Here is a 14,965-nt window from a genome sequence, read left to right as displayed (position 1 = left end):
AGTCGTTATTAATTTCCCCAAAAAAATAGGCTTAGAGTTATGTCAAAAATCGATATCACCGCATTTTTTCATGATGACACCAATACCATCACCTACGTAGTGGTTGATAAGGCCACATCTTGCTGCGCCATTATTGATCCAGTATTGGATTATGACCCTGCATCGGGTCGTACTAGTACTGTTTCAGCTGACAAAATTGTCAGTCATATTGTCAAAAATGGCTATAAGGTGGAATGGATATTAGAAACTCATGCTCATGCTGATCATTTATCCTCAGCGCATTATTTAAAAGATAATTTGACTGGAGACATTGGCATTGGAGAACATATCTGTCGTGTTCAAGAAACCTTTAAAAAAATATTTAATTTAGAAACCGAGTTTAAAACCGATGGCAGTCAGTTTAGTCATCTTTTTGCGGATAAAGAGATGATTAAATTAGGTCACGTTGATATCACAGTGCTGCATACTCCAGGTCATACACCTGCCTGTGTATCTTACTTGATTGAAGATGCCGTTTTTGTAGGTGATACTTTGTTTATGCCGGATTATGGCACCGCAAGAACAGATTTTCCCCTTGGTAGTGCGAAGGTACTGTATCAGTCAATTCAACGAATACTGTCATTACCCTCTTTAACCAGAATGTTTGTTGGTCATGACTATAAGGCGCCTGATAGGGATGTTTTTGCATGGGAAACATCTGTGATTGAACAACAACGTAATAATGTGCATGTTAAAGCCGGTGTGTCAGAAGATGAGTTTGTCAAAATGCGTGATGCCCGAGATGTCACCTTGAACGTGCCTCGACTTTTATTACCCGCCATTCAGATTAATATTAGAGCTGGCGCTATGCCACCAAAAGAATCGAATGGGCATGCCTACATAAAAATACCTTTGAATACGCTGTAAGCCATTGAATATTCTTATTGTTTTAGGCGCAGTATTGATTGGGCTGAGTTTAGGTTTATTAGGCTCGGGTGGTTCCATTATTACTGTGCCGCTGCTTATATATGTAGCAGACGAACCGGCAAAACTGGCCATCGCTGAATCACTTTTTATTGTGGGCTGTATATCTGCATTTGGCAGTTTGTCTTATATAAAACGGGGTTTAGTTAGCTGGAAATTTGTTATGTTGTTTGGTGTGCCAAGTATGTTTGGTACCTATCTAGGGGCATGGACTTCACAGTATGTTTCTGGCGTATTGCAATTACTCACTTTTTCTATTGTTATGCTGATAGCCAGTCGCTCAATGTTTTCTCCGCTAACGTCAGGCAGTAATACTGCATCGCCACCTCGTAAACTATTTGTTATTAGCGCCGGAATCTTAGTTGGTGCCCTTGCTGGTTTTGTTGGTGTAGGGGGAGGGTTTTTGATTGTACCTGCCTTGTTTTTGCTAGGGAAACTAGATTTTAAACAAGCTATTGGTAGCAGTTTGATCATTATTACCATGCAATCACTTATTGGGTATCTCAAATACCAAGATGTGCTTGAACAATTTGCTTTGGTGATGAACTGGAAAACCGTTGCGGTGATAGTTTGTGCGGGTATTTTAGGCTCAATGTTGGGCGTGCGTATCGCTGATAAAATTCCGCAACAAAAAATAAGAAAATTGTTCGCATTAGTGCTGGTTATTTTAGGTATTTATATTTTGGGTACATCAATTTACGACATTTTATAAGTAGGAGTTAAGCATGAAGAAGGTATCACATAACTTTTCTATATCTGGTCCGATAGACGACGCATCTCTCGAAGCCCTTAAAACACAAGGTGTCACAAAAATTGTCAATGTGAGGCCGGATAATGAGGAGCCAGGGCAAGAAAGTGCAGAACAGATGGCTATTAAGGTGCGCGCTCATGGCATTGAATATGTGCACATACCGGTAAAAGCCAACTGTTATTCAGAACAGGATATTGCTGAGTTTTTTAAACAATTGGCTACTGGCGATGACAAAGTACATGCATTTTGCCGCACAGGTAATCGTGCAATTCATTTATGGGCACTGGCTAACTCTCATTCTGAAACACTAAAATATATCGAAAAACAGTGCGAAAAAAGTGAGTGTAATATCAGCTCTGTAAAAGATCTTATGCAAGGCATTGAGCGTGAAAAAGTCTGGCTTGGGGCCAATATTTGATAATAGATATATTGTCGAGTAGGTTATCTTCATTCTCGTTAGCCCAAACAACCAAAAAGAAAATGTATAAATGGAAACGATAACGTTAATTGGCGCTATTCTCGGTGGCTTAGGATTGTTTCTACTGGCAATTGGCATGATGACTGATGGCTTAAAACTGGCTGCTGGTACATCTTTAAGAAGGTTGCTGTCGGAATCCAGTAGGACACCCTTAAGAGGAATTTTTTCGGGCTGTTTTATGACGGCTGTGGTGCAATCTTCCAGTGCCGTCACTGTTGCTTCGATAGGGTTTGTTAATGCTGGTCTTATCAGCATGCGTCAGGCATTAGGCATAGTTTATGGAGCTAATATTGGTACCACTATGACAGGGTGGTTAGTCGCGCTGCTGGGATTTAAGTTCGATATTCAGGCGTTTGCATTGCCAATGGTTGGTGTGGGAATGATTTTGAAAATGGTCAAACAGAAGGGCAAGTTAGCATCTTTTGGCCTAGCTCTGGTGGGCTTCGGATTATTCTTTATCGGTATAGATGTGCTTAAAAATGCGTTTGAGGGACTGGTTCAGACCTTTAATATTAGCGAACTTTCCGCTGATGGTCTTTCGGGTATTTTTACTTTTCTTCTGGTCGGTATTGTTATGACCATGCTGACGCAAAGTTCAAGTGCTTCAATTGCGCTCACTATTACTGCTGCATCCAGCGGAATGGTTGGGATTTACGCTGCAGGGGCGATGGTGATTGGTGCAAATATTGGTACCACATCTACCGCAATGCTTGCCGCAATTGGAGCTACACCCAATGCTAAACGTGTTGCTGCTGCTCAAGTCATCTTTAATACAACCACCGCCTTGGTTGCTTTGGTGATTATGCCAGTCATATTTTACCTTATTGAAGCCTTCACCCATTTTTTTAACATAACCGCAGATATTGCTATTTCATTGGCTATTTTCCACAGCATATTTAATGTGTTGGGAGTATTGTTGGTGTACCCCCATAATGATCGTCTTGCTAGGTTTCTTGAGGGGAAATTTCATGCACGGCAAGAAAAGGATTCTCGTCCACAATTTCTGGATAACACTATAGCGCAAACTCCAGTGTTAGCGGTTAATGCGCTGTTACTTGAAAATCTCGCATTGTCCGATAAAGTCATGACTCTTTATTCAAAGTCGATACAACCCAGTTCATCAAAGGCATTTGATTTCGAAAATGAAGTTAAAATAATCAAGATATTATCTGCAGAAGTATCCAAATTTATCGCTAACGTTGGAAGCTCTGAAATGAGCGAAGACACTACCGCGGACTTAGCAACATTATTGAGAATTGAGCAGTATTTCTTAAGTTGTACATTATCTATAGAGCGTATTGATTATCAGTTTGAGAAAAGAGATAAATTTTCGTCATATCCACTTGAACAGGAGATTACGCAGTACCTCACCACTGTGTCGACATTTATGCAGAGTAGTCGCTCAATGGAATTTGGTACCTTAGACTTACTGCAAGAGCAATTAAGTGAATTACATTCTGAGCATGATAGGTTAAAAGCCAAGTTACTTCTTGAGGGAACCCGTTCACAAATTTCCATTACGCAAATGTCTGAGTCCATTGACTGTTTATCTGAGGTGTTTAGGTTAGCGCAGGAGTGGCATAAAGGGCAGGTCAGAATTAAAACCTTACAAGGAAAACTCGACTTTAAAGATAGCCCAGTACCAGAGGTTGTCGCTGACGACTAAAAACATAATTATTGTTAAAACATTAGCAAAGCAATGTACCTAGTTGTGCCGTCACGTTTGATTTTTACATGATCGTAACGATTAAGACATTCCAATTAACACTTTGATATATTTGGCTGAGATCCGTCTAACGGTAAATTGTTACTGTCCTGAAGTTCTCAATTTATGAAATTTTATTATTTTTCAACTGTTTAAGTTATCTCCTTGTTTCCTTATAGCTGCAATCCAGTACAACCTTTTATTTCTTAATTAAAAATCGCCCACTTAATGTTGCATAAAAGTAAATTATTCAAAAAAGAATTGTTAACCCTTGATTTAATATATTGTATACAATATATTAAATTGGTGAGAGTGATCTTGTGATGTCATGATCAGAATAACAATATTTATAACAATAACAGGAAAGAACAATGAGAAAGCATAGCTTACTTATGTTGGGGCTAATGTGTGGTGCATCGATACTTTCGGCGAACGCCACTAGCATTAAACCTACATTAAATGAAAATGAGAACATTGCTCGTCACCACGGTGTTGAAAATTCGCGTTTATCTACTTCCCCAGTAGATCAGGATCCGGGTAAACCACAATACTTTTCTAACATCACCATAGAAAAGACCATTAAGTTAGCAGCAAAACGTTCAGTGTTGGCTAAAACAGCCGTTGTAGCCGGTTGTACTGTGGCGGCTGACCTTCTTAGTTTATATGACGAAGACCTAGTTAACGCTATAACCCAGGGGGACTTGTCCGCTTGTTTATATGGTTTATACAATAAAGGGCATGCAACAACAGAGATGTTTGCTGACGAAAAAGCCCTGACTGTTGTTAATGCTATCAATGACAGATTAGCGACCTATGATGGCACTAATAGTAGCGACGCGAGTGAATTAGAGAAGTTAGTCACTTTTTTAAGAGCCATGCATTGGGTGCACAACAGTCGAGAATTTACAGCTGTTTATCATGACGCATTAACCTTGGCTTTTAGCCAATATTTTGCCGATGATAACTTTGCTCAGTTTAATGGTGATACCACCCGTGACTTCATGGTACGTCGTGAAATGATGGTGCTATTGGTCAGCAGCGGCACAGATAGCTTAGCATTTTTACCGCAATTCAGTACCGCCATCCTTGGCTACATGAACACTGTGGCACAACATGATGAAGCTGGTGTTTATTATGAAGAAGATGCCATGACCCGATTATTAACTGAGTTATTCTATGCTTCAAAAGATAACCCTTCAGGCACTGAGGCCATATTAGTTGCTCATCCAGAAGTTATTAGTAACTTAAAACAGGCGGTTGAATCAGCGGGCACATGGTTGATTGGCAAAAAGCGCGAATATCAATGGGCTGATACGATTTCTGAGTTGGGCCGTTTACTGCAATACCCTGAAGCAATTGCTCAGCAAGTTCGTCCGACCATACAAACAGTCTTAAACACTTACACTTATGATGGTACAGGTGCAGATGGTTGGCTAAATGCTCAGAACATGGTGACTACTTATGATAATGAAAACTGTGAGCTTTATGGTGATGTGTGTGACTTTAATCTAGAAGCAGCTATTTTATCTGGCAGCCATACTTGTAGCGCAACGATAAAAGTACGTTATCAAGGCATTATTAATGAAGACAATCTAGGCGGCATATGTGCATCACTTGCCGTCAAAGAGCTGGAGTTTCATCAGCGTTTTGGTACCAATTCAGAAATGCCAGTGGCGAACGACAACAGTACTGACTTAGAAGTTGTAGTCTTTAGCTCGTGGAATGAATATAACAAGTATGGCGGAAACTTTTTTGATATTAATACTGATAATGGTGGTATGTATTTAGAAGGCACGCCCAGTGATTTAGACAATCAAGCAAGATTTATTGCTCACCAAGCAACCTGGTTATCTGAATTTACTGTCTGGAACCTTGAGCATGAATTCATTCATTATTTAGACGGCCGCTTTAATAAATGGGGCAGCTTCTCAGAACAACCAGAAAATTCAGTGTGGTGGGGCGAAGGTGTTGCTGATTACTTAGCCAAGGGCGACAATAATTCAGGTGCTTTAGCCGTTGCCAGCGGAAAAACTTACCAGTTAAGCGAATTGTTTGAAACAACCTATGCCAATAGCAACACTGAGCGTACTTACAGTTGGGGATACTTAGCCGTTCGTTTTATGTTTGAGAATCATATATCTGAACTAGAAAATGAACTACTGCCCAGCATGCGCGCAGCGAAAAAGTTATTACCAAATACAGAATGCACCTTTGACTGGTCATGGCATCGTAAAACTGAAGCGACAGCCAACAACTGGTTCTGGGCTTACGATGATAGCGAATGGTCTACGGGAGCTTGGGTATGGACCTGCGGTCAATCCAACGAAGGTCTTGCTGGCGAATTACCCGAATATACTCCCTATCAAGATGTATTGGACGGCTGGAATACCCGTTTTGATATGGAATTCCACGAATGGTTAGATTGTTTAGTGCAAGGTGAAGGTGTGTGTCAAACAGTGAGTACTAGGCCTGCAGATATGGACGAAAATGGCAGGGTTGATAAAAATGACATCGTAGTGTTTACCCAAATGTTACGTCAGCCTGATTTAAACATAATGTATGACTTTAATGATGATGGCAAAGTGGATCGAAAAGATGTCAGAGCCATGATGAAACTATGTGACTTACCCCGTTGTGCTGTAGCCAACTAATTAAAAAGGTTAAAAAAATGAAGAATTTTTTATTAGCATTATCTCTAGTATTAAGTGTCAATGTGCAGGCGGCAGTAATCAAATTTAACCTAGATGCCTCTGATTACCAGGTGGGTGATACCATTAGCGGCCAATTGGTAGTGAGCGACTTTAGCGGTTTGTTAGGCGCGTTTTGGGCGGATATGGAATACTCTACTAGCGGCGTGTCAGTGCTAGGTTGGAGTTTTGGTGTTGGTTTTGATGATGGTTTGGGCTCTCTATCAATCGGCAATAACGATAGTGTTTCAGGCATTTTATCTCTTGAAGAGTACTCAGATCCCTTTGCTGACACCGCTATTTTAACCGCTGCTCAAGGAACCGCCTTTGTGTTGGCTAACTTCACCTTAGAAGCCTTATCAGCTGGCGATTATGATCTATCCCTAGGTCTTTTTGGTTTGCTGGATTTTGATAATGCAGACGTTGATACTACGGCTGAGAATGCACGATTTTCTATCACGCAAGTGCCAGAACCAGCCACTATTGTCATTTTTGCTTTAGCTTCAATGATGTTGTTGAGGATTAAGCGTAAGCAACGTAAAAATTAATTACTAGCATAACTACTTGTTAAACATGCCGCTTATTAAGCGGCATGTTTTGTTATAACGAGCCGCTCAAATCATTTATTACTATTAATTGGTGAAATAAATGCCTAACTCTATAAATTTGTATCCATATTCCTATCTCCTGCTTTGTATTTCCTTATGCAGGTAATGGATTGAAGGATCCGCTGTCGATAAGTGGCATTAGCCAATAGTGAATATTAGAGCTGGCACAGGCTTTTTTTAGCATAGATTTTACGTTATCAAGTTGACTATTATCTATGACTATTTCGAATCGATAAAAGGCTCTGTGTCCCTCAACTAGTTCACTAATATTAAAATGGCTGTGATTTCGACTGTAACCTTCAATCTTGCCTAAGCTAAAGCCACTCACTTGCTCTTGACTTATTAAGGTATCGACAATCTCGTCTTTTAATTCAAGCGGAACAATCAAGGTTAATAGAAGCTGTTCATTGTGCATTTTTTTTGTTCTCCATACGCATATAAAACAGGGGTAATAGATACAAGGTTGTAATGGTGGAGGTGATTAATCCACCAATGACCACAATGGCCAGTGGCTTTTGAATTTCAGCCCCCGGTCCACTGGCAAATATAAGTGGTGCTAGTCCAAACATTGCCGTTGTCGCCGTCATTAATACGGGACGCAGGCGTCTTATGGACCCTTCTATCACCCGTTGTGAAATATCAGTAATAGTAAGTTTAATTTGTTCAAAGTAACTCACCATTACCACCCCATTGAGTACGGCAATACCCAGCAAAGCGATGAACCCCACAGAGGCTGGCACTGACAAGTATTCTGAAGAGATATACAAAGCGATGACACCGCCCATTAACGCAAAAGGAATATTCAATAAAATCAGTAATGCCTTAGGAAGTGAGCCAAATGTCGTGAATAGGATCAGCAGTATTAAACTAAGGGCTATAGGCACCACCATTAACAAGTTGTTAGTGGCTCGTTGTTGGTTTTCAAATTCACCACCATAGGCAAGTGTGTAACCCGCAGGCAGAGTTAAACGGCTATCAATTAATAGTCGTAGCTCGTCCACATAACCCACAATATCTCTATCAATCACATTACTGGTCACTACCGAAAAACGATTGCCATTTTCACGTTCAACCAATGACGGGCCTTGTTTTAACTCGAGTAACGCAATGTGCTCGAAGGGCATCAATGATCCGTCAGGCATTAAAATAGTCATGTTTTGAAGTTCGTGTAGTGTGGCCACACTAGTGGATAATTGTTTATTCATGCCTAACACAAGTGGTGTCTTTTTCTTGCCTTGAATAATCTTGGAAATTTCGACTGATTCAAATTGAGCTCTTAGGTAGATGGACATATCGTCTACTGTCATGTCGTATTGCATGGCTATTTCTGGTTTTAGGCGAACATTTAAAAATTGTCCTCCTTCAATGATGGCGGTGTTGACATCAACACTACCTTCAAGAGTTTTGATGAGCTGGCTTATTTGAGATGCCAAATCGGACAAAGTGTTTATTTCAGCACCAAACACTTTGACAGACACATCGCCAGTACTTCCCGTTAGCATCTCTGATACGCGCATTTGGATGGGTTGGGTAAAACCAAAGTTAATACCTGGGAAACGTGATAATACGGAGCGGATATCTTCAATTAATTCAGCCTTGGAGCTGAAGCGCCATTCATCTATGGGAAGTAACTCCATAAAAATATCGGTTTCATTCAAACTCATGGGATCAAGTCCAATTTCATCTGAACCTGCTCGTGCAACAATTTGTTTTATTTCTGGGACGTTTTCTAACAATGCTTTTTCAATCTGTATATCCAATTCTGTTGATGAACTTAGGGATATACTCGGTGATTTTTCCAATTGAACAATGATGTCGCCTTCATCCAAGACGGGCATAAAGGTTTTACCTAAGAGTGTAAAGAGGCCAACACTGACAATCAGGACCAAAATGACTACGACTATTAATGGCATGGGTTTGTTTAACGTCGATACTAAACTCGCTTGATAGTATTGTTGAATTTTGGCCACAAGTTTTGGCTCTTTACTGGCATCCGTTTTCAAGATAAGTGATGCAATGGTAGGCACTAGGGTTAATGACAGCACCAAAGCACTTAACATTGCAAAAACAATGGTTAAGGCGACAGGAGTAAATAGTTTACCTTCCAAGCCGCTTAGGCTTAGTAGCGGCGAAAACACAATAACAACAATAATGGTGCCAGACACAACAGGTATAGCTACTTCTTTACATGCCCTAAATATCAAGTGTAATTTAGGTAGCTTACTGTTCTTGGTTAATTGATTGACGACATTTTCAACTATCACCACAGATGAATCTACAATCATCCCTATGGCTATCACCAATCCACCTAAACTCATAAGATTGGCTGAAAGACCATACAGATCCATTAGTATAAATGTGGACAAAGCAGCAAAGGGCAGGGACAGTGATACCGTGATCGCAGCGCGAATATCACCTAGAAAAAATGCTAATAGCAAAACAACTAATACAACGGCCGCTATTAGAGCTGTGGTGATGGTGCCAATTGCGGTATCAATTAAATTGGCACGATCATAGAACACATTAAGTTTTGTACCGCTTGGCAAAGAAGGAGTGATCTCTGCCAGTTTTTGTCGTACTCCGGCCACTACTTCGGCCGTATTGGCATTTTTCAATGAGATCACAATAGCTTCTGTGGTTTCAATCCCATTTCGAGTGACTGAGCCATAACGTGCCAAGTGGCTAATGCTGACAGTTGATAAGTCTGCTAAGCGGTAAACGTTTCCGTTGGTAGCATGTACAACCATTTTTTCCAAGGATGTTATTGAGTCAATGCGGCCTTCGGTACGCAAGATAATTGCGTCGTTACCTATGTCTAGTCTGCCTATACTGCCGTTGAGATTATTTGCTTGAATGGACTGTGACAATAATGCAAAGCTTACTCCTGCATTTGCCATTTTTTGTGGGTTTGGGCTTATTTGATAGGTTTTTGCATATCCGCCTAAGACATTTACCTCCGCTACACCGTTTACTGTGCGTAGCAAAGGTCTGATTTCCCAATCTAATAATTGCCTGCGCTCCATTAGACTCATAGCTGGATTTTCCACGGTAAACATAAACATTTCGCTAAGGGGGGTACTCATCGGCGCTATACCTCCCGATATCCCTGTGGGCAGTGAATCCCATACATTAGCAAGTCGCTCAGTGACCTGCTGCCTTGCCCAGTAGATTTCGGTGCCTTCTTTAAAATCTAAGGTGATATCTGTAATGGCGTATTTAGTGGTTGAACGCAACATCTGTTGTGCAGGTATGCCCAATAGTTCCGTTTCAATAGGTTGGGTTATCTGTGCCTCAATCTCTTCTGTGGTCATACCCGGGGCTTTAATAATGATCTTGACTTGTGTCGGTGAGATATCAGGAAAAGCGTCGATTGGAATGTTAAACCATGCATTTAGACCAAAAAAAACAACGGCTAAACCTAGTACAAGTACAAATAGGCGTTGGGTTAAGGTGAATCGTAATAATCGAGTTAACACTTATTCGCTCCCTAAACCCAAAAGTACACCTTGTACGGCACTGACTGATGAAACGAGAACTTCTATCGTGCCCTCAGTTACTGAAGCATCCGCTTGTTGTATTTGAGCAATATAGTAGCCAGCGTCTGAAGAGAGTAAATTGACTTGAAGGCTAATCAACACAGTGTCTTGTTTTACAAAAACATACTGCGCTGCGTCCCAACTAAAAACGGCTGATTTAGGTATTCTATACGCAATTTCAGTATAAAAAGGCATCGCCGTGACTTCCTCACCTATTCGCCAAGTGCATTTTTCGGGCAATGGGGTCGACCAAGCGGTAACATAAGCACCACTGCTAACGGATTCGATTTGAGCTACTTCAAGTTTACAGTTGGAATAGGTTAAATAAGAAAGGTTATTGGCTTTGTTCGAAGGAACAGCAACCTTTAATCGAATAGCCGCTTTGGGGACAAACTGAGCAATGTTGTCTCCTGCATTGATGTTTAATTCTGAGCCCTTTAAAAATATGCCTTCAATGGGGGAGCCCAAGGTAATCGCATCTTGTTTTTCATCAACTTCAATTAAATGTTCAAAAAAATGCTCATATTCTTCATATGCAAGCTGTGCAGCGTAATAGGCTTGGGTAATATCTATCCAGCGTTGCTCATCAATGACCTTTTGCGAATATAAAGCCCGGTTGCTTTTAAATTGAGATTCTACAAGTGTATAAAGTGACTTTTTTATCTGATACTCGGTGTAATAATGAAATACTTCTGCGCCTCTTATTATCGCAAAGGGTTGATTTTTCTTTAGTGTTTGTCCTTGTGATACTAAATACTCGGTCTGTTGAACATCTGCTGGAGACTTAAGGGTAAATGACCTACCAGGCATTACCTCAACCTTGGCTTTTAATTGGTTGCCAGGATAGTGTTCCACCATTTGCACGACTTCTGTTGACAGTTCCAGGTCACCCAAGGTCGCTACATTAATTTTTAGTTCGCTGGCACTGGCTGATTTGAAAATTAATAGAGAAAAGCTGATGAATAAATACGATTTCAAGCTCATAGTGGAATTCCTGCGATTTGTCTTAGTGTGGAGTTGAGTTGTTGAATTTTTATCTGATTCAATGCGTAACTTGATTGGATCTCGATAGCCTCTAACGTGCGTCGCAACAGCACATCATGTTGCAATACGTTTGAACTGGACATCGATTCAGTTAATTGTTCTATTTGCTGACTAATCTTTAAGGACTCAGCGAGAAATGCATGCTGTTTTTGTAATAGTTGTAACTCATTTAGCGCGCTTTTAAGCCCTAATTGAATCGTTAGACCTGCTTGATCGCGGGCCAACTGATACTCCTTCATTGCATTAAAATAACTAGTGCGTGTCGCTTGTGACGAGTTGCTGGTAAAAGATAACGGAACATCCACTGCCAGACCAATTTGGTTATCAACAAAGTCAGGCGAGTCGACTTTTTTTGCGGATATTGAAACATGCCAAGGTGTTAGTGTCGTGTCGGTCGCTTTTAGCAGATTTTTTTGCTGTTGCCAGGCCGCATCAAGAGACTGAATTACGGGATGTTTTTCAATAGCTTGCGGATCAATAACATAAGGTGCTTCTGTGAGTTTTTTTGGTAAAATAGTCAAACCGGTCAATTCTAAATAGCGGTCTAGCCAGCTTTCTGTTTTATTCTGATATTCCAACTGTTCTATTTTTGCATCTAATAATTCTTTTTTAATGGTTAACAGTGGATAGAGTGAAACGGTATTGGTGTTATAGCGCTGCTGAAATTTTTGCTCCAATTTATTAAGAACGGATAGCTTGTGAACCGCTTTTTTCATCAGAAGGTAATCTACTTGATAAGCGCCTAGAGTTTCCCGAATAAGCATAGAGAAGTGCAGCGCCACCTCAGCAGTTGTATAGCTGTTGGAATTATCCTGACCTTGGACAAGTTGTTGCTCAAGATTTTTTTGTTCATTGGTTTTGAAGGGGAGGTTAAGTCTAATTTCAGCCTCATCCGAGCCATAGTTTTCCTGACTTTGCAAAAAGCTAAATGACAAGGATGGATTAGTAGCAAGCCAACTCGAGTTCTTAAAACTAGCGGCTGAATCTAGTTGATTTTTTGACTTTGAATGATAGTGTTTCTCCATTGCTGCCTGCAGGGTATCGGTTAAACTTATTTCACTGCTCTTTATTGAGCTCGACATCATAGAGCTCGACATCATTGAACTCGACGCTAGCGCAGTACCCATCAATATGCGTATCATCACGAGTGGCAAAACGTATAATTTCATATGTTGCTCTTTATGCTGCAATTACCTGATATAACTATGTCATTTGTCAGTAGTTTATACATCGAACATATGTGGTATGAATCAAGTAAATACTTAAAAAACAAACATTAAAACGGAGCTAACGTCTTACATGAAAGATAAAGTCATCACTATTATTTTATTCTGTGTCATGTTGTTAAACAGTATCGATGTGTTTGTTGATATTGGACTTGGAGTGCCTATTGCTCACGTGATCCAAGAATCAATGATTGTCATAATCTCAGGGTTCGCAGCGATGTTTTTGGTTTTTGATATGCGCAAACGTTCGACCGAATTGGATAAATTAGCGACTGAGCTCAAAAATGCAGATACACAAATCCATTCACTTAATAATAAAATGAACAAGGAGCGCAGGCATTTTAGTGAAGTCATCAAACAGCAGTTCGAACAATGGAGTTTGACTAAAGGAGAACAACAAGTCGCCTTTTTATTACTCAAAGGATTAAGCCTTAAAGAGATATCTGTGGTGAGAAATACCAAAGAGACGACAGTGCGACAACAAGCGTCAAGTATTTATGCAAAGAGTAACTTAGATGGTCGCCATGAATTTTCAGCATGGTTTATAGAAGACCTGTTTATGGAACAAACTATTTAAAGGACGCCGAGTTTGGATCATGTCATCGCAGGTTAACCAGTCGAAGGAGGCTCGGTTGGAGTTTAATAGAACGTGTTATGCTACTTAGTCTTATAGAACATTCAAATCGATATCTATGAACGATAGTCCCAAAGATACAAGTCAGAAAACCTTGGCTGAAGCCGCCCATTCCAAAACTCAAGGAGTGGGTCGTTTAACCATTGATGCGATATTAGCTATCACAGATATTGTTGAATCAGTGCATAAGCGCATAAGTCCACTTTCAGCCGAAAATCCAGCGACTGACAAGGAGCAACTTTCCGGTATAAGTGGCTTGGTGTATCGCAATATCCGTAACCTAACGGCATTGGTCGGTAAAAGTATTGATACGCCACTTGCTGCGATTAGTAAAACATTAACCTCTGAACCAGATTCAGTATCAGCTCAGGCTTTACTCTCGGCATTAAACGGAGTCTTGGGCGATTATCTCTTGCTTCGCAATAATCCCTTGGCTATTCCAATGCACTTTAAAAAAGATGGGGAAGTGTTGAGTGATGCCCAACTACTTGATGTTATAAATCACAGTAATGGCAAACTTTTAATAATGATCCATGGCTTGTGTATGAATGACTTGCAGTGGTGTCGAGATGGTCATGATCATGGCGCTGAACTCGCAAAAGAGTCGGGTATGGGTGCTATCTACCTACATTATAATACTGGGCAGCATATTTCCGATAACGGTAAACAATTTGCTGATGAATTGGAGTCTCTGATAAAATTAACCAATAGAAAATTGGAAATTAATGTTTTGGCCCACAGCATGGGAGGATTGGTTGCTCGCAGTGCATTTCATGTGGCTGAACATAGCGGTCACAAATGGCCTCAGATGCTCAAAAAGTTAGTGTTTTTAGGTACGCCTCATCATGGCGCCGATCTTGAAAAAGCCGGTAACTGGATTGATTTGATTTTAGGGGCGCATTCATACACAGTGCCGTTTGCACGTATAGTGAAAGTGCGCAGTGCGGGGATCACTGATTTACGCTATGGCAATGTGCAAGGGGCGGATTGGAATACAAGGGAACGTTTTGAGTTTAGTGGTGATAAACGACTACCTATGCCTTTGCCAGAAAGCGTGCGGTGTTTCGCTATAGCAACCAGTGCTAATGACAGTATCAATAATCCTTTAGGTGATGGGCTGGTAAGGATAAAAAGTGCGTTGGGCGAGCATCAAAACCCAGCGTTTAATTTAAGGATCCCAGACAATCAAAAATGGGTCGGTACTAACATCAATCATATGCAACTACTAAGTGACCTTAAGGTTTATCAAGTGTTGAAAACGTGGTTTGAGATCAGGTAACCAAAGTTCAAGTTAAGTAATTATTTTGGTTATTACCATGGTGATATTTCGTAA

General features: G+C 40.5%; 12 protein-coding genes. 8 read left to right on the top strand and 4 right to left on the bottom strand.

Going from position 1 to position 14,965, the window contains the following annotated elements:
• The first annotated feature begins 39 nt into the window (after positions 1–39).
• The 6 genes from GARC_RS11380 to GARC_RS25935 all read left to right on the top strand — a co-directional run bounded on the left by GARC_RS11380 (position 40) and on the right by GARC_RS25935 (position 7,132).
• On the top strand, positions 40–906 hold the full coding sequence (locus GARC_RS11380; RefSeq protein WP_007620051.1) for an MBL fold metallo-hydrolase: 867 nt from the start codon (positions 40–42) through the stop codon (positions 904–906).
• 4 nt (positions 907–910) lie between these two features.
• Entirely contained in the window at positions 911–1,675 is a 765-nt protein-coding gene (locus tag GARC_RS11375) for a sulfite exporter TauE/SafE family protein (protein WP_007620050.1), read from the top strand.
• 13 nt (positions 1,676–1,688) lie between these two features.
• Complete coding sequence (locus GARC_RS11370; protein ID WP_007620047.1) at positions 1,689–2,132, top strand: beta-lactamase hydrolase domain-containing protein; 444 nt, start codon at positions 1,689–1,691, stop codon at positions 2,130–2,132.
• A gap of 70 nt (positions 2,133–2,202) precedes the next feature.
• Entirely contained in the window at positions 2,203–3,858 is a 1,656-nt protein-coding gene (locus tag GARC_RS11365; protein ID WP_007620045.1) for a Na/Pi cotransporter family protein, read from the top strand.
• A gap of 410 nt (positions 3,859–4,268) precedes the next feature.
• Positions 4,269–6,548 (top strand): collagenase, encoded by a 2,280-nt coding sequence (locus tag GARC_RS25940; protein WP_052151494.1) that lies wholly within the window; start codon positions 4,269–4,271, stop codon positions 6,546–6,548.
• 17 nt (positions 6,549–6,565) lie between these two features.
• Positions 6,566–7,132, top strand: a complete 567-nt coding sequence (locus GARC_RS25935) for a PEP-CTERM sorting domain-containing protein (RefSeq protein WP_007620042.1) — start codon at positions 6,566–6,568, stop codon at positions 7,130–7,132.
• 154 nt (positions 7,133–7,286) lie between these two features.
• On the opposite strand, the gene GARC_RS11345 is transcribed toward GARC_RS25935, so the two are convergent.
• From GARC_RS11345 to GARC_RS11330, 4 genes are read right to left on the bottom strand one after another with little or no spacing between them, the layout of a single operon-like run.
• On the bottom strand, positions 7,287–7,607 hold the full coding sequence (locus GARC_RS11345) for a DUF3240 family protein (RefSeq protein WP_007620041.1): 321 nt from the start codon (positions 7,605–7,607) through the stop codon (positions 7,287–7,289).
• Complete coding sequence (locus GARC_RS11340; protein ID WP_007620040.1) at positions 7,597–10,668, bottom strand: efflux RND transporter permease subunit; 3,072 nt, start codon at positions 10,666–10,668, stop codon at positions 7,597–7,599. Before GARC_RS11340 ends, GARC_RS11345 begins: the two co-directional genes overlap by 11 nt.
• Positions 10,669–11,712, bottom strand: a complete 1,044-nt coding sequence (locus GARC_RS11335) for a hypothetical protein (RefSeq protein ID WP_007620039.1) — start codon at positions 11,710–11,712, stop codon at positions 10,669–10,671.
• Positions 11,709–12,941 carry a TolC family protein gene (locus GARC_RS11330; RefSeq protein ID WP_039989390.1) on the bottom strand — a complete coding sequence of 411 codons (1,233 nt, stop codon included), beginning with the start codon at positions 12,939–12,941 and terminating at the stop codon, positions 11,709–11,711. Before GARC_RS11330 ends, GARC_RS11335 begins: the two co-directional genes overlap by 4 nt.
• Positions 12,942–13,071: 130 nt before the next feature.
• Between GARC_RS11330 and GARC_RS11325 the strand changes: the two genes are divergently transcribed.
• Both GARC_RS11325 and GARC_RS11320 read left to right on the top strand, forming a co-directional pair.
• Entirely contained in the window at positions 13,072–13,575 is a 504-nt protein-coding gene (locus tag GARC_RS11325) for a helix-turn-helix transcriptional regulator (protein WP_007620037.1), read from the top strand.
• A 115-nt stretch (positions 13,576–13,690) separates the two neighbouring features.
• Complete coding sequence (locus GARC_RS11320; protein WP_007620036.1) at positions 13,691–14,911, top strand: esterase/lipase family protein; 1,221 nt, start codon at positions 13,691–13,693, stop codon at positions 14,909–14,911.
• Positions 14,912–14,965 lie beyond the last annotated feature (54 nt).

Source organism: Paraglaciecola arctica BSs20135 (genome assembly GCF_000314995.1).
In the GTDB taxonomy this organism is placed as follows: Bacteria; Pseudomonadota; Gammaproteobacteria; order Enterobacterales; family Alteromonadaceae; genus Paraglaciecola; species Paraglaciecola arctica.
The sequence above is the reverse complement of the archived record's forward strand: the minus strand, read 5'-3'. Positions and strand labels throughout refer to the sequence as shown.